The sequence below is a fragment of the Desulfobacterales bacterium genome (assembly GCA_021647905.1).
Taxonomy (GTDB): domain Bacteria; phylum Desulfobacterota; class Desulfobulbia; order Desulfobulbales; family BM004; genus JAKITW01.
On record JAKITW010000008.1, the window covers coordinates 34,912 to 61,133 of the forward strand.

Consider the following 26,222-nt stretch of genomic DNA (forward strand, 5'->3'; position numbering starts at 1 on the left):
AGGAGTGACCATGGGTTCGGATGCAGCAAAAAAAAGTTCCCAGGACACCAGGAGCCTGACCCTGGAGACCGCCCTGGGTTTATTCACCGGCAAGGGATATTTCAATACCTCGATGCAGGATATCCGCCGGGAGGCCCGGGTGAGCATCGGTTCCATCTATCACCACTTCAAGTCCAAGGAGGCCCTGGCCAAGGCCCTGTACCAGGATCTGCTCGACCGGATGGAACAGATGATGGCCGAGATCATGGACCGCCACCAATCGATCCATGATCGGGCCCGGGCGGTGATCACCACCCTGTTTGACATGGTGGAGACCTCGCCCCAGGCAGTGCAGTTTATCCTCTATGCCAAGCACCGGGAGTTTCTGCCCTGTGAAAAGCCGGTCTGCGCCTCCCGGCCCTTTGAGATGATGCGGGACATGGTTGCCAAGGGAATAGAACGCGGCGAGATATGTGATCTTGACCCGACAGTGGCCACGGCCGCCCTGTTCGGCGGGGCGATCCGTTTGATCCACCTAAAACTGGACGGCGCGGTGCAGGGCCCCCTGGATCGTTTTCTCGACCAGACCTGGGAGTGCGCCTGGTCATCGGTGACCTGATTTTCAGTCACCCGGCCGAACGCTCGTTCTAGAAGCAGAGGGTCTGCTTGCCAAGGGCGTAAGGTTTCGGTAAACCCCGTACGTTTGAGGTTGGACCGGGAAAGGGGTTTTCTTATACCGAACGGTGTAGCGGACCCTGAGCCGCAGCCGTGACGGCAAAAGCGGAAATTGAAACAACTTCCGCATGATATGCTTATGGCTTTCGAGTCGCCGTTGCGGCGAAGCGAGTTCCTGCTTGATAGCCTGTTTATGAACAGCCGGCCCTTCTCAATGGAGCGGCCGTTGGTAGAAGAAGACCCCTTTCCCGACAGGAGGGGGTTACTGAATGTTTACCCAAGGGCGGCCTTGAAAATATGAGTAAATTTGTGAGTAAAGGAGGTTAAGCCATGTTGGAAATAACGGAACAGGCGGCAGAAAAGCTGCAGGAGTATCTCCGCGCCAACCGGATCGAATCCGCGGTGCGGGTGGCCTACAAGGGTGGCGGCTGATCCGGCCCCAGTCTCAATCTGGCTCTGGATGAGCCGAAAAAAGAAGACAAGGTCTATGAGATCGATGAAATCACCTTTGTGGTGGACAACGGTCTGTTGAATCGCTGCGGATCGATCAAGGTCGATTATATTGCCGACAGCCCATACCCGGGGTTTGCGCTTATTCCGGCCATCCCCCTGGGCTCTGGCAACGCCTGCGCAATCTAACAACCAATAAAAAAACTCACAGGAGAGTTTGCCATGCCTATTTATGAATTTCGTTGCAATGACTGCAACACCCTTTTTGAAAAAATCATCTTTGGCTCTGCGGACCGGGAAAAGGTGGTCTGCGGCAAATGCGGCAGCAACAAGGTGAAAAAGACCATTTCCGCCACCAGCTACCGGCTTGCAGCGGGCGGAAGTTCCACCCCGTTCGGCACCGGCCCCGGCGGCTGCGGTTCCGGCGGTTTTTCCTGAGCAGGCTAAGAAAGACGGCCCGTGCGGCCGTTATAAATCAAATCCCCCCCTGAAGGCTCTCAACTGGAGTATCCCGCCCGGATGTCTTGCAAGCGCCGGGCCGGATTATCCGGTTGCGGGCCTTCGTTTTTTATATACAGCTCAACCGGCTTTCCGCCCTTCAGGCCCATATCTACCCCTCACCATCCCGGCGGCTGTTCCGCCAGGCCCGGCGCAGGGTCGCCTCCAGCCGCGGCTGGATCGCCGCCAGCAGATCCTGCCGTTCCAGATAGGGACAGGGTTTGTCATAGGGGAAGCGGCGGCATTGATCCGGCCGGACCATGTGGATGGTGCACCGTTTGACCAGCCGGTCCCCGGCCTGGAAGATGCACGCCCCGTCCTGATTCAGTTTAAATGTGTTTTTTCTGTTCTCCAGAAACCGGCGGCGCACCTCGCCGTCGCTGATCCCGAAATACCGGGCCAACCGGTTGATATCAGCGGCGGTCAGCAGGAGGCTGGCGCCGGGCGACCGGTAGCAGCAATAGCCGGGGCAGTAATTGCAATAGAGCATCAACAGGCCTTGACCCTAATTATTTTTTCAGTTTTCCCAGCACGTTGAAAGGCGACGCCCCCTGGTCCTGTCCGCAGGTGCAGGGGCCCTGGTTGAGGTTGGCCCCGCATTGGGCACAGAGCCCGCGGCAGCCCTTGCCGCAGACCCGTTTTGCCGGAACCAGCAGGAGTACCTGCTCAGCCAGGACATCAAGGAGATCAAAGACCGGCTCCTCCAGAAAGATGGTATCCATCTCGGTCTTGCCGCACTGGTGTTCCTCGGGCAGTCCGCCGGGATCAGGGAACAGTTCGAGGTCAACCGTAAAGGCGCCGGCCAGCGGCACGGAATAGGACGCCATGCAGCGGTCGCAGTCAAGGGCTAGAAAGGCCTTGATCTCACCCTCCAGAAACACCCGCTCATTCCCTTTTCGTCTTACGAAAACATGGGCTCTGACCGGCGCGGTCCGGTCCAGTTCCGGGCCCGGGAACCAGGAGTGGTCGTTGATCTCATACTGCAATCCCGTCTTTGGTATCTCGCCAAATCGTATCTTCATCCGTTGCCCTGCCTGTGCCCTGACCCATCGGTCGCTGGAAATCGGTAAGCGTTCACCAGCACCCCGTCTTCGCACGATCAGGCCGGTTCACATAGGCATACTATGGATTCGCCGGCCTGCTTGCACGAATCCGTGGCACTGGTAAACGCTTACAGGACGGTGGTTTCCGTAAATCTGTAGCCCCTGGTGAACGGTTACGGAAATCGTGCCTTTAAACCATCTCGTTATGATATCTGGTGGGGCCGGGGTTGGTCGAGTCTTTTAGTGAGGTGATGGGTAATAGGAAAAACCGGAATCCGTGAGCGTTCGTCAGTGGTCCGAATGCGCGAAGGGAACGAATTCGATACCCTATAACCCACGACCTGTCACCTATGACCTCTCCTATGGCAGATCCACGTAATAGCCGCGTTTGCCGCGCACGACCAGGAAGCGTAACGGCTCCCGGCCCATGTGCGCCTCAACGATCCGGCCGAAATCAGCAATCCTTGTAATCCGCTCGCCGGCGATCTCCATCACCAGGTCGCCGGGCCTGATCCCGGCCCGGGCCGCGCTGGAGTCAGGAATCACCTTGCGCACCATGGCACCCTGGCGGGAGTCCTTTACCACCAGGCCGAAGACCCGCTCGCCGTAGCGAAGGCCATAGTCCCTGGGCGGCTCGGTCAACGTTACCTCCACCGCCTGGGTATCCATGCCGCGCAGCAGATGCAGGCGGGCCCTGTCCCCCTGGGTATAGGTCTCCAGGATGGAGACAAACTCAGCCGGCGAGGCGACCGGCACCTCGTCCAGGGCCAGGATTACGTCACCGAACCTGATCCCGGCCCGGGCCGCGGGCGAGCCGGGGTCCACCTCCTTGACCAGGATTCCGCCCTCGCCGTGGGACTCGCTGAACTTTTTGCCCACTGACTGGGACACGATGCCGATATATGCCTTGCGGACCCTCCCGTAGCGGATCAGGTCAGAGGCGATCTTCTTGGCAGTGTCAATGGGGATGGCAAAACCGATCCCCTGGGCCTGGCTGGCAATGGCGGTGTTGATCCCGATCAACTCGCCGTTGATATTGATCAACGGGCCGCCGGAGTTGCCGGGATTGATCAGGGCGTCGGTCTGGATGAACACCGCGACAAAGCCGTTCCCCACCGGGATCCGCCGCCGCTGGGCGCTGATAATGCCGGTGGTCACCGAATGGCCCAGCCCCAGCGGGTTGCCGATGGCGATTACCGTCTCGCCGATCATCAGGTTATCGGAACGGCCCGGCGGAATAAAGGGATACTCCTTGGCAGCGACCACCTTGAGTACTGCCAGGTCCAGTCGTTCGGCCATACCCACCAGTTCGGCCTCCAGTTCCTTTTGGGAATCGGGCAGGGCCACAAAGATCCTGGACGCCTTTTCAATCACATGGGCATTGGTAAGGATGTAGCCTTGGGGGTCGATGATCACCCCGCTCCCCAGGGACTGGGTGGTATAGGTCCGCGGCGGGACCAGGCTGCGGAAGAACTCCTCGAAAAAGGGGTCGGAAAAACCGAAAAAGGGCGAGCTTCTCCGCTTGATGATCTGCTCGGTGCGGATATTGACCACCGCCGGCCCGGCAATGGCGATCGCCTCCACCACCGGGGTCCGGCGCTCAAAGGCCGGGACCGGCGTTCCCTGGAGGATGAAAGATAAAACCAGAATAACCAGCATGGCCGGGCCATATTTCCCCGGCCACAACGAAGCAATGAAAGAGGTCACTCCGGCATGGCAGGGCCGGCGCCTGGTGACGACTTTCGAATAAACCAGTTGAAAAAACCGCACGGGATGACTCCTGGTTCAGCTGAACATGAAAAAAACAGTTCTCACTGAGCCCACGCAGTACCCAGGGTTTGACAAAAAAACAACCCCTCTCCGGCAGATCCGCGCCGCTGTGAGAGATAAAAACCTTGCCTTAAGCTATAGGGTGCAGCGTCCTGAATGTCAAGCCGCGCCGGGCGACCGGCTGCAATCTTCCGGCCGGCAAAGCACGAAAATCTGGCCCGGGATCCAGGCGCCCCGCTCCTTGCGGATCCCGGTATCCCGCCGGTATTCGATGATAAACCCATGCCGGTCGCAGAGGCGTTCGATATAGGCGGCGGACTGGGCATAGCGGCCGGACTGGCGCAGGACATAATCAGACTGCGTACAGGTCTCGATGGAGAAGACAAACCGGGCCCAGGGGCGGCACCGCTTGCGCAGCGCGGCAAACAGGGGGTCCACCTTGCCCAGGTAGACCAGGAGATCAGCGGCAAGGAAGAGGTCGTACCGTTCTTCTCTTTTTTCCAGAAAAGAGACCAGTTCCTCGCAGTGCAGTTGATCGTAGATGTTTTTGGCCTTGGCCCGGGCCAGCATCTTTTCCGAGAGATCCACTCCGACCAGGGAATCAACCCGGCCGCGGAAGGGGGCGCCGGACAGGCCGGGGCCGCAGCCCAGGTCCAGGGCGCGGCTAAAACGGGGCGGAACATCGACCAGTTGAGCCAGTGCCCGGGCCATCCGTTCCGGGACCAGGTAGCCCAGTTCCCCCTGCAGGCTCTGATCGAAACGCGGCGCATAGCCGTCGAACAGGTCGACCACGTACTGGCGCGGTGCCGACTCGGTGGTATGGCCGGTGAGGGCCGCCAGGATATGGTGGGTGGCCGGGGTGTCATTGCCCAGGTCCAGGGAGCGTTGATAGCAGCTGATCGCCTTGTCGATGCTGCCCATGATATGGTAGACCCCGGCCAGGTTGCAGAGGGCCGTGCCATAGCCGGGGTCAAGCTCCAGAGCCCGGTTAAAGCAGGAAACCGCCTGGTCCAGTTCGCCCAGTTCCTTCATGATGCTGCCCAGGTTATAGTGGGCATGGACATCATCGGGGTTGTTTGCCAGGGCGGCCCGATAGCTGGCCGCCGCCTCTTCGAGCCGGTCCAGTTCCCTGAGGGTGATCCCGAGGTTGAAGTGACTGTCCCCATCGTCGGGGTTTATTCGAATAGCGGCCCGATAGCTGGCCGCCGCCTCTTCGAGCCGGCCGGCATGGTAAAGGGCCACCCCGAGATTATAGTGACCCGGCCCGAATCCGGGCTCCACGGCCAGGGCCCGGCGATAACAGTCAATTGCCGCCCCGGGCTGGTTGCCGAGAAAAAAAATAACCCCGAGGTTATGCAGGGCGTCGGCATGGCCGGGGTCCAGGGCGATTACCCGCTGGTAGGCCTCAATGGCGCCATCCCGGTCGCCGATATCCCGGCAGACATTGCCCAGGCTGTAACGGGTCGGGAGATGATCCGGCACCAGCCGCAGGACCGACCGGTAGTGCTGTCGCGCCTGTTCAAGCTCCCCCTGGCTGTGATGGATAATCCCGAGGTTGTAGCGGGCCTCGAAATTGTCCGGGTCCAGGGCCAGGACCCGGTGGTAGAGATCCAGGGCCCCATCCAGGTCCCCGTTGCCGTGGCAGCGAAACGCCTGATGAAAGAGTCGGGCAATGGCGGAGGGGTTGCTTTTCGGGCGGCGGTTGTGGCTGTCAGGAGTCGAACCGTACATCGCTTACAGGTGATTTTGAATAAAAGCAGAGGGCCAGACAAAACGCCCTGCCCGATGGACACGGGCAAGGCGTTGTTCTTCAGTTGCAGCGTTTCAAGACAATGCCGTCAAAAACAGTATCGGTTATTGACCCGGGGCCAGGGTTCCGACATGGTTGACCAGTTCGGCATCGGTCAACTCCTTTAACACCGGGCTCTGCATGATCCGGTTGATGTCGGTCTCACCGTTGACATTGGTGATCACCAGCATGCCGCGGCCACGGCCGTAGTTGTTGTTAAAGTCATAGACCCCGCCGACCACCGCCAGCTCGCCGGCGGCGATCTGCTGACTGTAAAGCCCCATGGCGTATTGCACCTGGTGATCGACATTGATCTCCACGTTGCGGTTCCAGCGGGTCCTGAACTGGCCGTTGTCACCAGCCGTCAGCACCGGCTTCAGGGTGTCCAGTTCGGCCTTGATTCCCTTGGTCTCGCCGGAGTAATCGCCCATGGCCGCCTTGACCGCACCGCAGCTTGAATGGCCCATAACCAGCAGAATCCTGGTGGGCAGGTGCAGGACCCCGTAATCCACCGAACCCTCGGAGTTGACGATCTGGTTGCCGATATTGCGGATGATAAAGATCTTGTTATACGGGTCCATGCCGAATAACGGGGTCTGCACCCGGGAGTCGGCGCAGGTGATCACGGTCAGGTTCGGGGTCTGTCCCTCCTGGTAGGCATCAAAATAATGGCTGTCGTGGTGGCCCCGGAACTGGTCGTTGCCGCTGATCACCGCCTTGATGGTTTCGCTCGAATTCATCTGCTTGGCCGTGGTGCCGCCGTGCCCGCCGCCGTGTTCTCCGCCGGAGGCAAAGGCGGCCGGCGTCATGGCCAGCAAGGCGGCCAGGCCCAGACCCACAATTCCTTTCAGGTACGATTTCTTGCTCATCGGGTGTCTCCTTTGTCTAAAGGATGAAATTAAAGCGCAAGCCCATTCCCGTCCGGGAGGTGCCGCGGTCTCCTGCCGGGCATTGAGCCGGATGCGGGGGAATACGAGGGGGCCGAGTGAATGACCATTCAGCGATCCAACCAAACATAGAATAGGAACCCGGCCGGTGTCAAGTCGAAAAAAGGTGACCGGCCCCGGGGTTATCGGTGAGCTTACGGGGTGGGCGACGATATTGGGGACAGGGGTGCGCCCACTTCGATGCGGGCGACCTCCATGGTGGTGCAATCCAGGACCGCGAAACAGGGCTGGCCGTCCTTGCCGAGCAACTCGCCGGGGTTGACCAGCAAACTGGTGCCGATTTTCTCCACCCGGTAGATATGGTTATGGCCGCAGCAGACCACGTCGAACAGCCCCTGGGCCGCCAGGCCGCGGGCGACCTGGGGATAATGGTGAAAGGCGATTTTTTTACCGCCCGCCTCGACCACCCCCATCACCCCGTGGTGGTTGATCCCAGGGAAACGGGTGCCGCATTCCTGGGAAATGAGGTGCTGGTCGCCGACATTGTTGCCGTAGATCAGATGGACCGCACCGCCGAACCCGGCCAGTTCGGGAAGCATGAACGGCGAGATCAGGTCGCCGCAATGGATCAGCACATTGATACTGTAGGCATTGCAGTAGACCACCGCGGCGGTAAGGTTGGGGATATAATCGTGGGTATCGGAAAGAATGGCGATCTTCATGGTTTTTCAGATTGTAAATATAGGCTCTTAATCCAGCCCGAGCCCATACTGCCGAAGCCGGCGCCGTCGGGCCCGGGCATCGGGCATGATCTTCTCCAGGGCCTGCCAGAAGCCGGGCTGATGGTTATGGATCCTGGTGTGGACCAACTCGTGCAGCAGTACATAATCGCGCAGTTCCCGGGGCAGGACGGCAAGCTTGATATTCAGGCTGATATTGTTGCTTGCCGAACAGCTTCCCCAGCGGGTCTTCTGTTTGCGGATGGTGACTTTTTCATAATCGAATCCGTACAGCAGGGCCAGTTCCGCCAACCGGGCGGTCAGTTGTCGCGCCGCGGCTCCAGGGTCATTCACCCTGAGCCGTTGCCGCATTGCCTCCTGCCTGGGGGCGATCTCCGCCATCCGGGCAAGATGGTTGCGGATCCACTCCCCTTGTTCCGTCACCACTGCCTTGGCCCGGTCCAGCGAGACCCCGCGCGGCACTGCCACCCGGACCCGGCCCGGGCCGCGCACTGAGATATTAATCCGCCGGGCCCTGGAACTTGCCGCAAAAAGCACCAGGCCGATGCCCTTGATGTCGAGTTCTCTGTCCTGGTTCATGGTTATCTGCCAGAGGCGGTAATATGGAATATTAGCCCGATCCGTCACGGATTCAGCAAAGCCGGAAGCAAGGGCGGCTCAGGCGGCTGCCCCGGCATCGCGGACAACGGCCGGGCCGGGTAAACCGGCGCCGGTCGTGAAAGACAAAGCCGCAGCCCTGGCAGCGACTGGGGGTCACTGCCAGGGTGCGGCCGTGGGCTTGAACGGAATGGGCGATGTGTTCCAGGTGTCCGGCAACCTCCTTTTCCCGGATGCCCAGGGCCTGGGAGATATCAAGGGCGGTCGCCTCCTGGACGAGCAGCAGGTCGATGATCTGTTGACGGACGGTCTGTTGCCGTTCCAGGACCGGAGTATCCATGATTTCTCCACGATCCCAGCCCCTGCCGGTCCAGCCCGGCGGGGCCGGATGTAAGCGTTCACCAGCACCTCATCTTCGCCCATCTGGGCCTGCTCGAATAGCGCCAGTATGCTTCGCTGTCCCAAATGAACGAATCTAAGGCACTGGTAAACGCTTACGGGCATGAGGTTACCGTAATTCCATACCCCCGGTGAACGGTTACGGCCGGATAAGAGCCTCTACAGTTCAAACGAGGTGTGTACAGCCACTCGAACCCTACGCCCCACCCACGCTTTTCGCAGATGTTAAGGCCAGAGGCTCCAGCCCGGCGGGGCCGGATAAGAGCCTCTACAGTTCGAACAAGGTGTGTACAGCCACTCGAACCCTGCGCCCCACCCACGCTTTTCGCAGATGTTAAGGCCAGAGGCTCTAAATAGCCTCCGGCCCGGTCTCGCCGGTCCGGACCCGGAGCACCTCTTCCACCGGGATCACAAAGATCTTGCCGTCACCGATCTTGCCGGTATTGGCGGCCTGGCGGATGGTGTTGACCACCTCCTCCACCCGTTCGGCCTCAATGACGATCTCGATCTTGGTCTTGGGAATGAAATCGATCACATACTCGGCGCCGCGATAGATCTCCTTGTGGCCCTTCTGCCGGCCGTAGCCCTTGACATCGGTAATGGTCATCCCCTTGAGACCGATACCGTTCAGGGCCTCCTTGACCTCGTCCAGCTTGAACGGCTTGATAATTGCTTCGATTTTTTTCATGATTGCTCCTCGCTGGCCGGATTTCTTCTCCGGCTATGGACATATCGCATTGATGCCGGTCAATTATGTCGGTCTCGCAACAACCCGCTCGACGGACGTGATTCGTCTTGTAACTTGTTGATTTTATTGGATGGCATTTGAAGCCTTTCGGGTTGTTACGAGTTCATCAATTATCCTTCGGTGTTAATAAAACCATACCCGCGCTCGCCGTGCAACGAATAGTCAAGGCCGATGGCCTCGCCCTGCTCATCGATCCGGAAGCCCACTGTTTTTTCAACGATAAAGCAGATAACATAGGTGGCTACCAGGGAGAGGGCGATGGTCGCGCCCAGGCCCACCAGCTGGACGCCGAACTGATCCAGAACGCCCCAGCCGCCGGCTCCGGCCGCGGCCGCGGCATCAGCCATCCAGCTGTCGCGGATGAAGAAGGACAGCATCAGCACTCCCATGCCGCTGCCCACCCCGTGGATGCCGAAACAGTCGAGGCTGTCGTCATAGCCCAAGCGGCCCTTGGCCATCAGGGCCAGGTAACAGGCACCGGAGGAAAGCGCACCCAGGATGATGGCACCGCCGGGCTGGACCACCCCGGCGGCCGGGGTGATCACCACCAGGCCGGCCAGGATGCCGGAAACAAAACCAAGGGAGGTTGCCTTGCGGAAATGGACAACCTCGATCAGCAGCCAGGCCAGGGCGCCGCTGGCGGCCGAAACCTGGGTCATGGTCAGGGCCCGGGCCGTATCCAGGCCGCTCTGCACGGTGGAACCGGCATTAAAGCCGAACCAGCCCACCCAGAGCAGACCGGCGCCCATCATGGTCATCACCAGGTTATTGGGCTGCATGGCCCGTTGGGGCCAGCCCTTGCGCCGGCCGAGGAACAGGGCCGCCACCAGGGCGCTGGTCCCGGCCGAGACATGGATCACCAGGCCGCCGGCCAGGTCGATAACCCCGGCGGCACCGTAGTTGAAGAGCCAGCCGTCCGAGGCCCAGACCCAGTGACATAGCGGGGCGTAGACCATGAGAAACCAGAGGACGATGAACAGGATGTAACCCCGGAAATAGACGCGCTCGGCCAGGGCGCCGCTGATCAGGGCCGGGGTGATGATGGCGAACTTGCCCTGGAACATGGCAAGGATATACTCGGGGATGCCGTTGACAATGGAGTCGTCAATGCCGCGGAGCAGGAAATAGTCGCTGTTCCAGCCGATAACCCCGCCGAAGATGCTCTGGCCGAAGGTAAGCGAATAGCCGCACACCACCCAGAGTACGCCGATGACCGCCATGGAGACATAGCTGTGCATCATGGTGCCCAGGACGTTCTTGGTCCGGACCAGGCCGCCGTAAAACATGGCCAGCCCCGGCACCATCAACAGCACCAGGGCCGTTGATGTCAGCATCCAGGCGGTTGTGCCGGTATCGATTCCGTTCCCCGCGGCCCGGGCCAGCCCGGGCAGGAAAACGGCAAGCGCAAACCCTCCGTAAATGATCGGTTTTCTTATCTGCATGATTTTCCCCCTCTCCTGATATCCCTTGAGTGTGACCGTGTGCACGGTCCTGGTATATTCACTGGTCACGCAACAAGATGCGGGGCCAGCGTATGGCAGGTTGTTGCTTTTGTTCAGTGGCATTTGCCGCGGTTGGGATTGTTGCGAGTTCATCATGGTTGACGGGTTGACGTGCCCACGGGGAAGCAGGTTCTGTGCCAGCTTCTTATCCCTTTGATTTTATGGAAAATGAACTCTTGCGTCCCAATCGTGCCCAACAATAACGACAACATATTTGTAAAACCAGGCCCGCAATTTAACAAATATGTTGTTTGCCGAGGGATAAAAAACGAATCAGCCGGGTTGCCGGGCAGGGGTTCGCAGGAAGCGCTGATCAGCCCCCCTTGCCAACCATCTCAACCCCCTGGCCGATGACCCTGATCCCCTGGTCCGGGAAATCGTGGCCAACTTCCTTGCCGCCCGCGTAAGGTTTCGGTAAACCCCGTACGTTTGAGGTTTGACCGGGAAAGGGGTTTTCTTATAGCGAACGGTGTAGCGGACCCTGAGCCGTAGCCGTGACGGCAAAAGCGGAATTTGAAACAACTTCGGCATGATATGCTTATGGCTTCCGAATCGCCGTTGCGGCGAAGCGAGTTCCTGCTTGATAGCCTGTTTATGAACAGCCGGCCCTTCTCAATGGAGCGGCCGTTGGTAGAAGAAGACCCCTTTCCCGACAGGAGGGGGTTTACTGGATGCTTACATGGTAATCCGGTTTTCTGTTGCTTTAACTTATTGAACTTCTTAAGGTAGGTGTCCAGTTGGAGGCGTAGCCGGGCCGGCGGGTGACAGGGAGAGGCAAAAAAAGCACAGGAGTTTTGGTCGATGATCGAACACCGGAAATATACCAGGCTGCCGCTGGAAATGGCGGTCGAGGTCATAACCACGGACCACGGCACCCTGACCGGCAGGACCAGCAACATCAGCTTCGGCGGGATGCTGCTCAAAATAAAGGATCAGGAAAAATTACAGGCGGGCGAGAAGATCCACATCCTGCTGATCATCCAGGAGCGGCAAGGGACAGAGGAGCGGGTGCAGATCGAATTCGAGAGCGCGGTGGTCCACAAAAGCCAGGCCGGCGCAGGGATCAAGTTCATTGCCATGGATATCTCCCAGTACCGCCACTTCAAAAACCTGATGGTACTGAACAGTCCGGATCCGGACCAGATTCTCGAGGAACTGCGCAAAAATCCCGGCCTGCTGATCAAGGGCGATAATTAACAGGGGTCAGGGGTCAGGGGTCAGGGAATAGTATATCCGGCCCACGGTCAAGGCTCCATATTTTTTTCACCGCAAACCACATACCGCATACCGTCCACTATTTTTTTCCGTCCTCTATTCTCGGTTCTTGGTTTACCGTCCACTGCCCACTGCCCACTGTCCACTGTCTTCTGTCCTCTGCCCTCTGGCCGAAGCGGAACCGGTCCCAGAAATCGGGAAAGGACTTGGCAACGCATTCCTCGCCCTGGATCCTGATTCCAGGCACCACCAGGCCGGCCACGGCAAAACTCATCGCGATCCGGTGGTCCGCATGGGTCTTGATCTCGGCCCCGTGCATGGGGGGCGCTTCCGGGCCCAGCCCTTCAATAATCAGGGTATCGTCCAGTTCCTCCACCCGGGCCCCCAGCTTGGCCAGTTCCACGGCCATCACATGCAGCCGGTCGCACTCCTTGATCCGCAGGTGGGCGATATTGCTGATCACTGTCCGGCCCCGGGCCCGGGAGGCCACCACCGCCAGGGTCGGCACCACGTCCGGCATATTGCCCATGTCCACCTCAATACCCTGGAGTTCAGTCGGCCCGATCAGGGTAAGCCCGTCCCCGGCCTGCTCCACCGTACAGCCCATCCGGGCGAGCAGGGCAATAAAACCGGTGTCGCCCTGGAGCGACTGGGCCGGCACGTTGGTCACCGTGACCCGGCCGCCGGTGACCGCGGCCGCGGCCCAGAAATAGGAGGCATTGGAGGCATCACCCTCCACTGGATATTTCCGGGCCTGGTATCGGCCCCTGGGAATCACGAACTCGTTGAGTTCCCGGCTGGATGAGACCTGGACCCCGAAATCAGCCATCACCGCCATGGTCATGGTCACATAGGGCTTGGACAACACCTCGCCGGCCACGGTCAGGATCGCCTCCTTGCGGGCATAGGGCGCCACCAGGAGAAGCGAGGAGAGGTACTGGCTGCTTTTTCCCTCGGGCAGCAGGGTCCGGCCGCCGGCCAACCCCTTGGCCTTGATCTCAAGCGGCGGGCAGCCGGTATCCCTGATGCTGCGCACCTCCACCCCCCAGCCGCGCAGGGCCTCCAGCAGCGGCTGGATCGGCCGCTCCGCCATCCGTTTATCACCGGTGATCCGGATAATGCCGTTGCCCAGGGCGGCCATTGAGGTGAGAAAGCGGGTGGCAGTACCGTTGTTGCCCAGGAAGATCTCCTGATCCGGGGCGTTGATCCGGCCGCCGGCGCCCCGGACCAGCCAGCAATTGCCAGACTCTTCAATGGTGATCCCAAAGGCGCGCAGGGCCGCGGCCGTATACCGGGTGTCCTCGCTGGCCAGGGGGCCGATCAACTGGCTGTCGCCATCGGCCAGGGCCGCAACGATAAGGGCCCGCTGGGTGAGGCTCTTGGAGCCGGGAACTTCGACAACCGCGTCAATAGTGGAAACAGGACGGATCTCTTTCATGGTAAATGTTCGACCCCTTGCTAGGGATTGTTCTTCTGATTCCAGAGGGTAACGATTTCGTCAGCCACCTGGTCCGGAGAGATATGGTCGGTATCGATCGCATGATGGCAGGCCTTGGCATACATCGGCGTACGTCGCTCCAGGACCTCGGCCACCTCCTCGGTAAAGGTCTTGCCGGCAACCAGGGCCGGCCTTTCCGTGCCGCCCTTGATCCGGCTGACAATCACCTCCACCGAGGCCTGCAGCCAGCAGATAAGGCCATTCCTGCCCAGGACCTCGATATTTTCCGGCCGCTCAATGACACCGCCGCCGGTATCGACAATACAGTTGTCCTTGCGCGCCATTTCCCGGGCCACCTCCGATTCCATGTCCCGGAATCCGGCCCAGCCCTGTTTCTCAACGATCCGCGGGATCGACATGGACGCCTTTCTGACAATCTCCGCATCCATGCTGAAAACCGGCATATTCAGGCGAACGGCCAGCCTTGCCGCCACCACGCTTTTCCCGGTTCCGCGATAGCCGATCAAGACGATATTCATGGGGTCAATTTCTCCATCACCACCCTCCGCATGACCTCAACCGGGGCATCCACCCCGGTAAAACGCTCAAACTGCAGCACCGCCTGGTTGATGAACATCTCCACCCCCTGGATCACCTTCAGCCCCCTGGCCTTGGCCTCGGTCAGCAGTCTGGTCCGGAGCGGGGTGTAGACCACATCGAACACCACCTGTTCCGGCCGGAACAGTTCGGCCGGCACCAGGGTTGCGTTCACCTTGGGATGCATGCCCACCGGCGTACAGTTGATGATCAGATCCGCCTCCTGGACGTTTTGCCGGACCGTGTCCTCATTGAGCAGATCGGCCACAATGGTCACATCGGTTCCCTTTTCAAGATCGCCGCCGAGCTGGCCCAGCAACTCCTGGCTGATGTCCAGCAGGGTGAGCCGGCCGATGCCGCCCTGGTGGCCCAGGGTAAAGGCGATTGCCCGGGCCGCGCCGCCGGCCCCCAGCATCAGGACCTTGCGGCCGGCAAGATCCACCCCGGCATCGACAATCGCCTTCATGGCGCCGGGTCCGTCGGTATTAAGACCCAGAAGTCGGCCGTCCTGACTGATCACCGTGTTGATTGAACCGATGTGGCGATCGACCTCGGCAATCTCATCCACATAATCCATGACCTCGATTTTATGGGGGATGGTTACGCTCATCCCCCTAAAATTCTCCAGGGCCCGCATCCCGGCCAGGGCATGCTCGACATCCTCCACCCGGAACCCCACATAGACATAATCCAGGTCCAGGGCGGCAAAGGCGGCATTATGGATGGCCGGGGAAAGGCTGTGCCCCACCGGGTTGCCGATGATCGCGCACACCTTTGTCGCCGGACTGATTGTTGTTCGTTCCTTCATGGCTCCACCCACTCCTTACACTGGTCGACCCCGGAAGAATCGCCCGCCGCCCCTGTGGCGGCAACAAATACTCTTCCAGGGCATCATTTGTTATGTCGTAACTGATCACGGGGCGTATAACTCTGTGATATTACTACCCCCAAACCTGTAAGTGACCACAGGTGCCGCAGATTTGCGCAAGCGCGACCGGCCGCTATAGCCCGCCTATGCGGGCAGGAGCGATCGTGCGAAGATGGGGTGCCTGTGATCACTTACGTTATGTCAGGCCGCCGTCTGTCCTGAATTACAGCGCAACGTCTTTGCCAAGCAGAGAGTACAACTCCGACAGCCGCAACTGGCCCGGGGCGGTGCCCGGCACTGAATCCGGGGCCGCATAGGTCATGTAGCCGCCCCGTTCCAGGGTGGCCAGCCGGCTCAACATTCCGGCCCTGCCCATGGCAAAGGAAATCAAGGGAAACTCCCATTCCATGGACAACTCCTGCAGGGCAAGGACCCGTTGTGCATCCTGATAATCATGGGCCATGGTGACGATCTTGCCCACCTGGGCCCCGCTCCGGCACAGGCGGGCAAAGATCTTTTCCAACTCCTCGGTGTCCGGGGTGGTGTTGAAATCGTGCCAGGACAGGATCAGCATGGTGTCGGGCGATTCCCGCTCGATCTCCCGGAACAGCTGGCGGCGCAGGGCCGGCTCAGCCCTTAGCTCAAGGTCCACATAGGTTGCCCCGGCCCTGACCGCGGTCAGGAGCGGTTTAATCCTCTGCTCCTCCGAACCGGTAAAGGCGCCGCCTTCCCAGGCCGGACGGTTGGTGAACAGCAACGGCCGGTTCAGGGCCTTGATCAACGGCGCAACCTCCGGTTTAACCATGGCATCAAGCCGGATCTCGATCACCTCGGCCAGTGGTTCCGTACCCCGGGCCACCTCAATGGCCTCCTTTGCGGTGGGGCTGGCCACGGCCACGCAGATCCGCCCCCGGGTCCTGATCGCAAAGGGATCGTTCAGGGAAAAATCTTCACTGGTATTGGTCATGATTCCATTCCTTTTTCCGGCCAGAAGCCAAGCGCTATAAAAAGGTACTTCTCCGACAGGCCCTTGGTAGCTGGCCAACTTTGTCGGTCTCGCAACAACCCGCTCGACGGACGTGATTCGTCTTGTAACTTGTTGATTTTATTGGGTGGCATTTGAAGCCTTTCGGGTTGTTACGAGTTCATCAACTTTATGATCCCGTAAAACACCTCAACGTTTTAAATGCCACATAACAAAATCACCACGTTGTAACTGACCCACGTCCGTTGAGCGGTTTATGCGAGACCGACAAACCTATTCCAATCGGAAACAGTTGTCAATCAACCGGGGCGTCACCGGACGAGCCATTCGCGCCAGTCACCGAGACCCGCCTCTTTGAGCCGGGAAAATAGTTCCGTGACAACGCCCCATTCCTCGGGTTCGACCAGGAAGCCGGGCAACGGCCGGGCCGGGACAAGCTCCTGGCCGGATGCCCGCTCAGTGCCCAGGAGCCGGGCCAGGACCCGGTCCATCCGCCCCCAGTAGCCGCCCTGCCGAAAGGCCAACTCCTCGATAATCTGGAGCAGCACCGTGTTCACGGTGATCAGAAACGGCAGACTCTCGGCCGCCCCACCGGCAGCACAACGGCTGAGCGAAGCAAAACTCCGGCAACCGAAAGGCCGGAGCGGATAGATAGCGCAGCAATCCTGCTCAAGAAAAAAACAGGGGCTCAAACACCAGGGGTCCTCGGCCTCGGCCGGGATCTCCCGCCGGGCCAGACAGGCGGCGGCAAACTGGTTGGTGGTCATCAACGGTCGACCGGAAACCTGCACCTCCCGGTGCTCCTTCAGTTTTGCGACAAGATCCGGCCGGGCCTGCTCAAGAAAGGCGGCAATGGCCCGGCCCTCAAGGCTGGTCATGGTCACGCTCCGGGTGCAGCAGACAGCACAGCCCTTTTTACAGGCAAAGGGCAGCCTGCTTACAAACTGCTCATGGATCTCATAAAGCCGGGTAAGCGGTGTCGAACCGGCACGCTTGGTATCGCTGTCCCGTGGCATGTAAACCTGCCCCGGCCTAGAGAATCAGGCCGCCGATGAGTTCACCCACCGACTCCAGCCCCTGTTTCCGGAGATAAGCGGCCAGGCCGTCAACTACCTCCTCGCTGGCCCGGGGGCTGAAAAAATTGGCCGTGCCCACCTGCACGGCAGTGGCCCCGGCCAGGAGAAATTCCACCGCGTCCGCGGCAGTGGTAATACCGCCGATGCCGATCACCGGAATCCGCACCGCCCGGGCGACCTGCCAGACCATCCGCAGGGCAACCGGTTTGATCGCCGGACCGGAAAGACCGCCGACAATGTTTGCCAGCCGCGGTTGCCGGGTTTCTCCATCAATGGCCATGCCCAGCAGGGTGTTGATCAGGGAGACCGCATCGGCGCCGCCCGCTTCCACGGCCCGGGCAATAACCGTGATATCGGTCACATTGGGCGAAAGCTTGACGATCACCGGCCGGGTGAACTCTTTGCGTACCGCCTCGGTTACCGCCCGGGCCGTGTCCGGGTCAATGCCGAACGCGACTCCCCCCTTTTTGACATTGGGACAGGAGATATTGACCTCCAGGGCCGCCACCAGGGACTCGCGCTCAAGCCGCCGGGCCAGGGTCCGGTACTCCGCCACCGAGTCTCCGAGGATATTGGCGACCAGCGGGGTCCTGATTTTCTGAAAAAAGGGCAGCTTTTCAGTGATAAACCGTTCCGCGCCCACATTTTCAAGGCCAATGGCGTTCAGCATGCCGCAGGCGGTCTCCACCACCCGCGGCATGGGGTTGCCGGACCGGGCTTTAAGGGAAATCCCTTTTACCACCACCGCCCCCAGCCGGTCCAGGTTGACCAGCGCGGCAAACTCCTCTCCATAGCCAAAGGTGCCCGAGGCGGTCAGCACCGGATTCTTCAGGATCAGCGAGCCGATCCTGGCCGTGAGGTCTGGTTGCCCTATCGCCATGCCACCTCCTGTGCATCAAAAACCGGCCCATGTTTGCACACATGCAGATACCCGTCTCCCTGCCCGCGGGGCACAGCGCAACCGAGACAGGCACCAAGGCCGCAGGCCATCATGGTTTCCAGGGAAACCTCGCAGGACCAGCCCAGGACGCGACATTGCCCGGCCACGGCCCGCATCATCGGATAGGGCCCGCAGACATAGGCCTGCCGCGCCCGGCGGTCCAGCCCGGCCAGCAGGTCCCCCACCAGGCCGTGATGGCCCAGGGAGCCGTCGTCAGTGGCGGTCCGCACCGCCAGTCCCAGTTGTTCCAGGTCCCTGGCCAGGGCGAGCAACTCGCTCCTGGTGCCGGCCCCGACCAGAACCAGGATCTCCGGTTTTTCCGGAACCTGGCAGAGCCGCTGGGCCAGAAACAACAGGGGCGCGATCCCCATGCCGCCGCCGATCAGGCAGAGGGGCTGCTGCCGGGTAATATGAAAACCACGGCCCAACGGACCCACCAGATCCAGTTCCCGGCCCACCGTTGCCCGGGCGAGAATCCCAGTGCCTTTGCCCACCACCTTGAACAGGATCTGGACCTGGTCCGGCCCAATGACCTGGTGAATGGAAAAAGGCCGCCGCAGCAGGGGGTCATAGGCGTCCGCCACCCGGACCATTACAAACTGGCCGGGCCGGGCCGCCTGGGCGATTCCAGGGGCCCGGACCGTGATCCGGAAGATATCCGGGGTCAGTTGCTCGGTCCTGGTTATGGTTGCATTTTCCTGCCCTGGCTGGTCCATATGGCCACCATCTCCAGCATGGCCCCGCGTCGCCTGGACGGCAAAAAAAGCAAAGCCTTGATCAAGGATCTATTGTACATTTATCCGGATGCGTCGCCGGTCCGGACTTAAGAAGACGCCTCAGATAGTAAAATACCTGCCATCCCCTGTAAACATCAAATGTATAGGATTTTCCCGATGAGCGAAACCCTGGTGCTGGGATACCTGTTCGTCTTTGGCGCAATGCTGGGCAGCTTTCTCAACGTGGTGATTCTGCGGCTGCCGGTTGAGGGAGAATCGATTGTCTTTCCGGCCTCCCATTGCCCGGCCTGTCGACAACGGCTTCGTTGGTATGATAATATTCCCATAATAAGCTTTATTCTGCTGGGCCGGAGATGCAGACACTGCCGCGCCGCGATCTCCTGGCAGTACCCGCTGGTGGAAACGGCCATGGCCCTGCTCACGGTGGGGCTGTTCCGCAAGTTTCACCTCTCGCCGGCCTTTGCCATCTATCTGCTCTTCTGCGGGGCCCTGCTGGCGATCATGGTCATTGACCTGTATCACCAGATCATCCCCGACGTGATCAGCCTGCCCGGGATCATCATCGGCTTTGCCTGCTCGGTTGTCAACCCCATGGTCAGCTGGCAGGAATCCGGCCTGGGCCTGCTCCTGGGCGGCGGGGTCCTCTACAGCATCGCGGCCGGCTATTACCTGATCACCAAGCGGGACGGCATGGGCGGCGGCGACATCAAGCTGTTGGCGATGATCGGCGCCTTCCTCGGCTGGCAGAGTCTGTTCTTCGTGATCTTCGCCAGTTCCCTGGTCGGGGCCGTGGTCGGGATCGGGGCGATGTTCAAGCAGAAAAAAGGCGGCCAGACCGTGATCCCCTTTGGTCCCTTCCTGGCCGGCGCAGCGCTCTTTTATCTCTTTTACGCCGAGCGGATCGACGCCTTGCTCCGCTGGTATTTTCTCCCAGCCGGCTGAGGGTTGACAGCCCCGTAAAAACTCCGATGTTACCGCGGTGAATATCTTTTTTTACAATTTCATCAAGGATCCACCATGGGAAAAAACGGCCTGATTATTCTCTACACCGGCAACGGCAAGGGTAAAACAACCGCTGCCCTGGGCCAGGCCCTGCGGGCCGCCGGACAGGGGCTCAAGGTATGCATCATCCAGTTCATCAAGGGCCGGGACGATACCGGCGAGGTGCGGGCCCTGGCCCGCCTTGGCGATATGATCGAACTGCATACCATGGGCAGCGGTTTTACCTGGGCGGCCAAGGATCCCGGGGAACCGAAAAAGGCGGCCATTGCCGGCTGGGCCCTGGCCCGGAAAAAAATCATGAGCAATCACTACGATCTGGTGATCCTCGACGAGTTCACCTATGCCCTCAACTTTGACTATCTCGCTGAACCGGAGGTGCTGGCCGCGTTCAAGGAGCGGCCCCGTAAACTTCATCTGCTGATCACCGGCCGGGATGCCGGCGAGCAGCTGCTGGCCGCCGCCGACCTGGTCACCGAGATGCGGGAGATCAAACACCCCTTTCAACAGGGAGAAAGGGGTCGCCGGGGTATTGAGTTCTGAAGGCAGACAGCCGTGATTGATCCGCCCGGATCAGGGGGTGGACAGATCGGTACGCAGGGTAAGGGAGGCGAGCGGGGTCCGCTGTTGCAGGGCCGTGCCGATTTCCCGGCCAAGCCGCAGGGCTTCGCCCATCTGCGGCTTGGAGTGGCCGAATTTTTTATAATACCGGCCGATGAAACGGGACCGCTCCGGCCTTTTGCCGGCCAGTTTCAGGAACACCCCCACCGTGCGCCAGGGCTCGGCAAGGGGATGGGAGAAGACCAGAAAGTTGGGGATCCGGGCCCCGCATTTAACCAGCTTTGCCCTGAGCCCGTACCAGTGCATCCGCCAGTAGCCGCGGCAGGATATCAACGGCAGCACGGTTTTACCGGACAGAATCCGCCGGCCGTCACGGTCAAGCATGGCCAGGATCGGGCCGCTGGGGTTATAGGACCAGGTGGGGCCGCCGACAATGACCAGGTCATAGTCATCCTCCACTGCCGGCGAAAGGGGCTGAATTTCCACCCGCGGGCGGAACAGGGTGACGATCATCTTCTTGATGGTGGCCCCCACCGTGCCGATGGGAAAACGCAACGGGGTAACCGGCCGCAGCTTTTCCATCACCACCTCGACCCCCTGGTCCCGCAGGCCCAAGGCCAGCCGCGAAATGAGACTCAGGGTCTGACCGCTGAACGAGTAGAACACGATCAGGACCCGTGGCTTGCGTGTCGTAAGGCCGTTCCCCATCTGCTTGTCTGTTTTCATTCAGGGCCTGTTCGTTATCCAAAATATATCACCGGGCAGGTGCCGGGCCGGTTCCTCATCCGCAATGCACCACCAACCTAGTCGAAATCCGTGCAAAAAAAAAGCCCTCGACACGTCGAGGGCTTTCTTTACTGAAAATAACCGCGCGGATTAAACGATCAGTTCTTCTTCCCTGACCGCCAGGGCGATTTTGTACAGCACGGTCAGGATAAAGAAACCGGTGGCCCATATCCCCAGGGTAATCAACACCTCGCCAAAGGTGAGATAGTATGGGGTGATCTCCTCCAGGGGATTGGGGACAAATCCGCCGATTACCAGGCCGATACCCTTATCGATCCACAGGGAGAAGAAAATCATGACACAGGCCAGGGCCAGGAACCCTTCCTTCAGTTTGAAGTAGGGCACCAGCAGCATCACAATGGCGGAGATCCCCAGGACCACCGAGGTCCACATCCAGGGCACCAGTTGATGATGGCCGCGCAGGCCGAAGAAGAGGTAGTTCAGGGTATCCATGTGGCCGGGGATGTTGCTGTAATAGGAGGTGAAGAACTCAAGCAGCACAAAGAAGACATTGATCAGGGCCGCATAGGCGATAATGGTGACCAGTTTCTGGATCGCCTCCTGGCCGGCATCGAATTTGCTCACCCGTTTGATGACCAGGCAGAGCAGGATCAACAGGGCCGGGCCGGCGGCAAAGGCCGAGGCGAGAAAACGGGGGGCCAGGATGGCGGTCAGCCAGAAATGGCGGCCCGGCAGACCGGCGTACAGAAAGGCGGTAACCGTATGGATACTAACAGCCCAGGGAATGGAGATGTAGATAAAGGGCTTGATCCATTTGGGCGGCGGCATTTCTTTTTTATTGGCGGTGAGCACCACCCAGCCGACAAAGATATTGAGGAAGAGGTAGACGTTCAAGACGATCATGTCCCAGAACAGGATCGAGTGGGGCGTCGGGTGGAGGAGCACGTTCAAGGCCCGGAGCGGCTGGCCGAGGTCGACCATGATGAACATCAGACACATCGAAACCGAGGCCACGGCCAGGAATTCACCAAGGATGGTGATCTTGCCGAAGACCTTATAGTTATGCAGATAGTAGGGCAGGACCACCATCACCCCGGAGGCGGCCACCCCGACCAGAAAGGTAAACTGGGCAATGTATACCCCCCAGGACACGTCACGGCTCATTCCGGTGTAGCCAAGGCCATAGTTGTACTGCTGGATATAGGAGAGGCCACCGATGCCCATCAGGGCGAGGAGAAAGGCCATCCACACCTTGTATCTACTGCTTCCTACCAGTGCTTTCTCTAACATGACAACCTCACACTATGTAAAAGATCGAGGGTTTGGTACCCAGTTCCGGTTTCCGCTGAATGGTGAAAGTCGAGGCCAGCACCTTTCTGATTTCGGAATGGGGATCATTCAGATCACCGAAGATCATGGCGCCGCTGTTCCCGGCTTCTTCAACGCATTTGGGCATCTTCCCCTTGGCCAGCCGCTCCACGCAGAGGTTGCATTTCTCGACCACCCCGCGCATCCGGGTCGGGAAATCCTTGTTCAGATGCTTACGTTCGATGAAGTAACGGCCGGTCTTGTCATCCTTACCCCGCGGGTCGCGCCAGTTGAAACTCCGCGAACCGTACGGACAGGCGGCCATGCAGAACCGGCAGCCGATGCACCGATGGTAGTCCATGGCAACAATTCCGTCGGGCCGTTTAAAAGTGGCCTTGGTCGGACAGGCCCGGACGCAGGGGGGGTTGTCGCAGTGATTGCACAACACCATATATTTTCTGTGATGCACCTCATCGCTGCGCAGGTTATGGCTCTTGCTGGTAAAGGCATTGGCATAGCCGGTCTCCCAGATCCACTTGATCTCATCCTTTTTATTCCGGAAGTCAGGAACATTGTGGATCCGGTGGCAGGCATTGATGCATTTCTGCGCCAGCCCCTGGTCTTTGGCAAATACCCGGGTGTCAATCACGAATCCATACCGCCTGCCGACAGGGGCCGCAACTCCGTGGCCGGTCTCTTCTTCAGCTCCTCCCGAAGCAAAGGAAGAAGCGGGCACCTCCCCTTTCAGTAATACCTGGAGAGCAGCAGGAGCGCCAATGCCCGCGATGGTCGAAATCCCGGCGATCTTTAGAAAATCCCTTCTCTTCATGTCCATTACAAGTTCTCCTTAGGCGGGAAGTGGCAATCCCAGCAATAAGGTTTTACTGCTGCATATTGATGACACTCATCACAGAATTTCTTCTTATCACTATGGCACTTCATGCAGCCCAGCATCAGGCTTTTTTCATACTTCTCGCCGGCCGCGGTAACCTCGGTGCGGTCGCCGTCGCGCAGGACCGTGTCCCGCCACTGGTTGAGCAGCACCATGTGGCTGGTGCGCATGAAGTGGGTATCCTTGACGCATGCCGTTTTCCCGGCCGGTTTTTCCAGTTTCGGTGCAGGGCCGGCATTACCGGAATTGTACCAAAGCGGGAAAGTCATCAGGCCGACAAAGATAATGAGCCCGGGAACAATTTTTCCTCCATCGTACATTGTATCAGCCCTCCATCCCTGGCAGAGGTTCAAAGCGCAGATCGGTCTCGCGCTCTTTTTCGCCATCCATAATCAGTGCGTTGCCCACCAGTTCGGACACCCCGCACACCCCGACATTGGGGTTCCAGTACTGCATCAGGGCGAGAAGCGTGGCCCGGTCGATGGCGCAGACACAGGAGAGCATGTTGACCCCGAACCTCTCTTCCACGTATTTGACCGCATTGGCCCGCGGCAGGCCGCCCCGCATCCGCAGCTCCATGATCTCGCCGGTATTCAGCCCGGTGCCGCTGCCGCAGCAGAAGGTCTGCTCGCGGATGCAATTTTCCGGCATCTCATAGAAATTATTGCAGACATTCTTCAGAATGTAGCGGGGCTCATCAATAAGGCCCATGCCCCGGGCCGGGTTGCAGGAGTCATGGAAGGTGACGATCCGGTTATCGTTGCGGCTCGGATCGAGCTTGAGCTTGTTATGCTTGATCAGATCGGCGGTGAACTCGCTGATGTGGACCATTTTCAGGGAGGCGGCGTTGTCAAAACGGGTCCCGGTAATCGGCGACACCGGCACCTCCATCTTGGATCCCTGGAGTTCGTGGTTCATGGTATCCATGTACTGATGGACAACCCGCCACATATGGCCGCACTCGCCGCCGAGGATCCACTTGACGCCGAGCCGGTCGGCCTCGGCAAACATTTTGCCGTTCAGTTTCTTCATCAATTCGTTGTTGGTGAACGAGCCGAAGTTACCGCCCTCGGAGGCATAGGTGCTGATGGTGTAATCCAGGCCGATATGATCGAACAGGAGCAGATAGCCCATGAAGGTGAAGATGCCCGGATCGGCAAACACGTCGGCCGAGGGGATGACAAAAAGGATTTCAGCGCCCTTGCGATTGAAGTTCAGGCTCTTGATACGAATTCCGGTTGCCTCCTCGACATCATCGATCAGGTACTCGGCGTTCTCCTTAAAGGTGTGGGGCTGCAGGCCCAGGTGGTTGCCGGTCCGGTTGGAGTTGGCGGCCGGCTCCAGGATCCAGTTGGTTCCGACCCCGACCAGATGGAGCAATTCCCTGGCCATCATGGTGATCTCGGCGGTATCAATGCCATAGGGGCAGAACACCGAGCAGCGCCGACATTCGGTGCATTGATAGAAGTACATGAACCACTCTTTCAATACCGCGAAGGTCATCGGCCGGGCATTGGCGACCCGGCCGAGAACCTTGCCGAACTTGGTAAAGTCGTTGCGGTACACCGAGCGGATCAGTTCGGCGCGGAGCACCGGCATGTTCTTGGGATCGCCGGTGCCAAGGAAGAAGTGACACTTGTCAGCGCAGGCGCCGCACCGGACACAACAATCCATGAAGATCTTAAAGGAACGGAACTTGTCCAGCCGGGCCCGCATCCCCTCAAAGATTATCTGCTCCCAGTTGTCCGGGAGCTTCCAATCGTCGCTCTCGACCTCCCACTCCCGGGGTACGCCGAAGAGGTGTCCCTTCAGGTTCTTGTCGAGATACTCAACGATGCTCTTCTTGGCGGGGTAGCAGTAATTACCCGGCTTGAAGGTCACCGGGGTGTCCATCCAGTGCTTCCTGGGGATGGCCCCGGTCATCATTGACGGTTCAGTCGCTACACTAACCCCTAGTTCGTCTGCTTTTGGATCTGCCATTTGTCAAATTCCTTCTCAGCTGGTGTTTCGGCTTCCTGCTCAACTGTTTATGTCACGATGCTTTGTCTTCCGTTTCCGGAGGAGCTGGCGGCAATTCCTTTTCAACCGGCAATCCGGCATTCACCATGAACTCGCGGAACTCATCCTCGTACCCGGCATAGGAATGGGGCTTGATGGAGAGATCGTTCCAGGGATTGATATGCCGTACCTGCCGGCTGTTGTTGGCCAGGTTCCGGGTGGGACTCAGGAACACGCCGCCCAGGTGCATCAACTTGCTATACGGAAAGTAGACCATCAGAACGCAGACCAGGAACAGATGGGTAAAGAAAAGCGGGTGGATATTTGCAGCCATTTTGGGTGAAAAGGTGGCCAGCCCCAGGGCGAGGTCCTTGATCGAAACCACGTCAACCCGGACGAAGTAGCGCATCAGGATCCCGGTGGCGGCAATGGCGAAAATCAGAAACAGGGGGAAGTAGTCGGCGGCAAAGGAGATGTAACGGACCCTGGCATTGACCAGCCGCCGGAGAAAGAGAAAGGTCACTGCGCCGATAAAGAGCAGATCGGTCAGGTAGAGGGTGGGCGCTCCGATCTGCAACAGGCCGTCGGCAAACTCGATGCCGTGCAAGAAACCGGGAACCGGGTTGACGAACAGCCGCATGTGGCGGATGACGATGACCAGGAAGCTGTAATGGAAGGTCAGTCCGGCGATCCACAGCCACTTGCTGGACTCGTGGGTCAGTTTCGGACCACCGTGGATCTCGGCCTTGGTGTTGCGGAACAGAGAGCGAAACAGGAATATCTC

Annotated in this window: 30 protein-coding genes; 7 read left to right on the forward strand and 23 right to left on the reverse strand. The window is 59.5% G+C overall.

Annotation, left to right across the window (positions count from 1 at the left end; all coding sequences use genetic code 11):
• The first annotated feature begins 10 nt into the window (after positions 1-10).
• The 3 genes from L3J03_02605 (at position 11) to L3J03_02615 (ending at position 1,542) form a co-directional block, all read left to right on the forward strand.
• Positions 11-598 (forward strand): TetR/AcrR family transcriptional regulator, encoded by a 588-nt coding sequence (locus tag L3J03_02605; protein ID MCF6289880.1) that lies wholly within the window; start codon positions 11-13, stop codon positions 596-598.
• Positions 599-793: 195 nt separating this feature from the next.
• Complete coding sequence (locus tag L3J03_02610) at positions 794-955, forward strand: hypothetical protein (GenBank protein MCF6289881.1); 162 nt, start codon at positions 794-796, stop codon at positions 953-955.
• 371 nt (positions 956-1,326) lie between these two features.
• A complete protein-coding gene (locus L3J03_02615; protein ID MCF6289882.1) occupies positions 1,327-1,542 on the forward strand; it encodes a zinc ribbon domain-containing protein in 216 nt (71 codons plus the stop codon).
• 172 nt (positions 1,543-1,714) lie between these two features.
• Here L3J03_02615 and L3J03_02620 read toward each other — a convergent pair whose 3' ends face one another.
• From L3J03_02620 to L3J03_02665, 10 genes are all read right to left on the reverse strand, one after another.
• Entirely contained in the window at positions 1,715-2,092 is a 378-nt protein-coding gene (locus L3J03_02620) for a YkgJ family cysteine cluster protein (protein ID MCF6289883.1), read from the reverse strand.
• Positions 2,093-2,111: 19 nt separating this feature from the next.
• Positions 2,112-2,624 carry a DUF177 domain-containing protein gene (locus L3J03_02625; GenBank protein MCF6289884.1) on the reverse strand — a complete coding sequence of 171 codons (513 nt, stop codon included), beginning with the start codon at positions 2,622-2,624 and terminating at the stop codon, positions 2,112-2,114.
• A 381-nt stretch (positions 2,625-3,005) separates the two neighbouring features.
• Positions 3,006-4,415: a trypsin-like peptidase domain-containing protein gene (locus L3J03_02630; protein ID MCF6289885.1), complete on the reverse strand. Its 1,410-nt coding sequence runs from the start codon at positions 4,413-4,415 to the stop codon at positions 3,006-3,008.
• Positions 4,416-4,574: 159 nt separating this feature from the next.
• Entirely contained in the window at positions 4,575-6,146 is a 1,572-nt protein-coding gene (locus L3J03_02635) for a tetratricopeptide repeat protein (protein ID MCF6289886.1), read from the reverse strand.
• Between the two features lie 123 nt (positions 6,147-6,269).
• The gene (locus L3J03_02640; protein MCF6289887.1) at positions 6,270-7,073 is read right to left on the reverse strand and encodes a hypothetical protein; all 804 of its coding nucleotides are present in this window, start codon (positions 7,071-7,073) and stop codon (positions 6,270-6,272) included.
• A 212-nt stretch (positions 7,074-7,285) separates the two neighbouring features.
• Positions 7,286-7,813 (reverse strand): YfcE family phosphodiesterase, encoded by a 528-nt coding sequence (locus L3J03_02645; GenBank protein ID MCF6289888.1) that lies wholly within the window; start codon positions 7,811-7,813, stop codon positions 7,286-7,288.
• 27 nt (positions 7,814-7,840) lie between these two features.
• The gene (locus L3J03_02650) at positions 7,841-8,410 is read right to left on the reverse strand and encodes a M48 family metallopeptidase (GenBank protein MCF6289889.1); all 570 of its coding nucleotides are present in this window, start codon (positions 8,408-8,410) and stop codon (positions 7,841-7,843) included.
• A 52-nt stretch (positions 8,411-8,462) separates the two neighbouring features.
• Positions 8,463-8,768, reverse strand: a complete 306-nt coding sequence (locus L3J03_02655; protein ID MCF6289890.1) for a transcriptional regulator — start codon at positions 8,766-8,768, stop codon at positions 8,463-8,465.
• 408 nt (positions 8,769-9,176) lie between these two features.
• Complete coding sequence (locus L3J03_02660) at positions 9,177-9,515, reverse strand: P-II family nitrogen regulator (protein MCF6289891.1); 339 nt, start codon at positions 9,513-9,515, stop codon at positions 9,177-9,179.
• A 170-nt stretch (positions 9,516-9,685) separates the two neighbouring features.
• Complete coding sequence (locus L3J03_02665) at positions 9,686-11,017, reverse strand: ammonium transporter (GenBank protein MCF6289892.1); 1,332 nt, start codon at positions 11,015-11,017, stop codon at positions 9,686-9,688.
• A gap of 600 nt (positions 11,018-11,617) precedes the next feature.
• On the opposite strand from L3J03_02665, the gene L3J03_02670 reads away from it, so the two are divergent.
• Together L3J03_02670 and L3J03_02675 are read left to right on the forward strand one after the other, a co-directional pair.
• Complete coding sequence (locus L3J03_02670) at positions 11,618-11,806, forward strand: hypothetical protein (protein MCF6289893.1); 189 nt, start codon at positions 11,618-11,620, stop codon at positions 11,804-11,806.
• Positions 11,807-11,878: 72 nt separating this feature from the next.
• Entirely contained in the window at positions 11,879-12,274 is a 396-nt protein-coding gene (locus L3J03_02675) for a PilZ domain-containing protein (protein ID MCF6289894.1), read from the forward strand.
• 97 nt (positions 12,275-12,371) lie between these two features.
• On the opposite strand, the gene aroA is transcribed toward L3J03_02675, so the two are convergent.
• From aroA to L3J03_02710, 7 genes are all read right to left on the reverse strand, one after another.
• Positions 12,372-13,730: a 3-phosphoshikimate 1-carboxyvinyltransferase gene (aroA, locus tag L3J03_02680; GenBank protein MCF6289895.1), complete on the reverse strand. Its 1,359-nt coding sequence runs from the start codon at positions 13,728-13,730 to the stop codon at positions 12,372-12,374.
• Positions 13,731-13,750: 20 nt separating this feature from the next.
• Positions 13,751-14,269 carry a shikimate kinase gene (locus L3J03_02685; protein MCF6289896.1) on the reverse strand — a complete coding sequence of 173 codons (519 nt, stop codon included), beginning with the start codon at positions 14,267-14,269 and terminating at the stop codon, positions 13,751-13,753.
• Positions 14,266-15,135 carry a shikimate dehydrogenase gene (locus L3J03_02690; GenBank protein ID MCF6289897.1) on the reverse strand — a complete coding sequence of 290 codons (870 nt, stop codon included), beginning with the start codon at positions 15,133-15,135 and terminating at the stop codon, positions 14,266-14,268. Before L3J03_02690 ends, L3J03_02685 begins: the two co-directional genes overlap by 4 nt.
• A 283-nt stretch (positions 15,136-15,418) precedes the next feature.
• Positions 15,419-16,162, reverse strand: a complete 744-nt coding sequence (gene aroD / locus L3J03_02695; protein MCF6289898.1) for a type I 3-dehydroquinate dehydratase — start codon at positions 16,160-16,162, stop codon at positions 15,419-15,421.
• 329 nt (positions 16,163-16,491) lie between these two features.
• Positions 16,492-17,196 carry a YkgJ family cysteine cluster protein gene (locus L3J03_02700; GenBank protein MCF6289899.1) on the reverse strand — a complete coding sequence of 235 codons (705 nt, stop codon included), beginning with the start codon at positions 17,194-17,196 and terminating at the stop codon, positions 16,492-16,494.
• Between the two features lie 16 nt (positions 17,197-17,212).
• A complete protein-coding gene (locus tag L3J03_02705) occupies positions 17,213-18,136 on the reverse strand; it encodes a dihydroorotate dehydrogenase (protein ID MCF6289900.1) in 924 nt (307 codons plus the stop codon).
• The gene (locus L3J03_02710; protein ID MCF6289901.1) at positions 18,127-18,912 is read right to left on the reverse strand and encodes a dihydroorotate dehydrogenase electron transfer subunit; all 786 of its coding nucleotides are present in this window, start codon (positions 18,910-18,912) and stop codon (positions 18,127-18,129) included. The genes L3J03_02705 and L3J03_02710 overlap by 10 nt, the downstream gene beginning before the upstream one ends.
• Before the next feature lie 177 nt (positions 18,913-19,089).
• On the opposite strand from L3J03_02710, the gene L3J03_02715 reads away from it, so the two are divergent.
• Entirely contained in the window at positions 19,090-19,875 is a 786-nt protein-coding gene (locus L3J03_02715; protein ID MCF6289902.1) for a prepilin peptidase, read from the forward strand.
• A gap of 75 nt (positions 19,876-19,950) precedes the next feature.
• Positions 19,951-20,475 (forward strand): cob(I)yrinic acid a,c-diamide adenosyltransferase, encoded by a 525-nt coding sequence (cobO, locus tag L3J03_02720; protein MCF6289903.1) that lies wholly within the window; start codon positions 19,951-19,953, stop codon positions 20,473-20,475.
• A 30-nt stretch (positions 20,476-20,505) separates the two neighbouring features.
• Here cobO and L3J03_02725 read toward each other — a convergent pair whose 3' ends face one another.
• From L3J03_02725 to dsrM, 6 genes are all read right to left on the reverse strand, one after another.
• Positions 20,506-21,219 carry a hypothetical protein gene (locus L3J03_02725; protein MCF6289904.1) on the reverse strand — a complete coding sequence of 238 codons (714 nt, stop codon included), beginning with the start codon at positions 21,217-21,219 and terminating at the stop codon, positions 20,506-20,508.
• A gap of 150 nt (positions 21,220-21,369) precedes the next feature.
• Positions 21,370-22,530, reverse strand: a complete 1,161-nt coding sequence (gene nrfD, locus L3J03_02730; GenBank protein ID MCF6289905.1) for a polysulfide reductase NrfD — start codon at positions 22,528-22,530, stop codon at positions 21,370-21,372.
• A gap of 7 nt (positions 22,531-22,537) precedes the next feature.
• Positions 22,538-23,383: a 4Fe-4S dicluster domain-containing protein gene (locus L3J03_02735; protein MCF6289906.1), complete on the reverse strand. Its 846-nt coding sequence runs from the start codon at positions 23,381-23,383 to the stop codon at positions 22,538-22,540.
• Entirely contained in the window at positions 23,383-23,760 is a 378-nt protein-coding gene (gene dsrJ / locus L3J03_02740) for a sulfate reduction electron transfer complex DsrMKJOP subunit DsrJ (GenBank protein ID MCF6289907.1), read from the reverse strand. Before dsrJ ends, L3J03_02735 begins: the two co-directional genes overlap by 1 nt.
• 4 nt (positions 23,761-23,764) lie before the next feature.
• Entirely contained in the window at positions 23,765-25,366 is a 1,602-nt protein-coding gene (locus L3J03_02745) for a (Fe-S)-binding protein (GenBank protein MCF6289908.1), read from the reverse strand.
• Between the two features lie 106 nt (positions 25,367-25,472).
• The coding region (gene dsrM / locus L3J03_02750) for a sulfate reduction electron transfer complex DsrMKJOP subunit DsrM (protein ID MCF6289909.1) at positions 25,473-26,222 on the reverse strand (750 nt) is incomplete at its 5' end.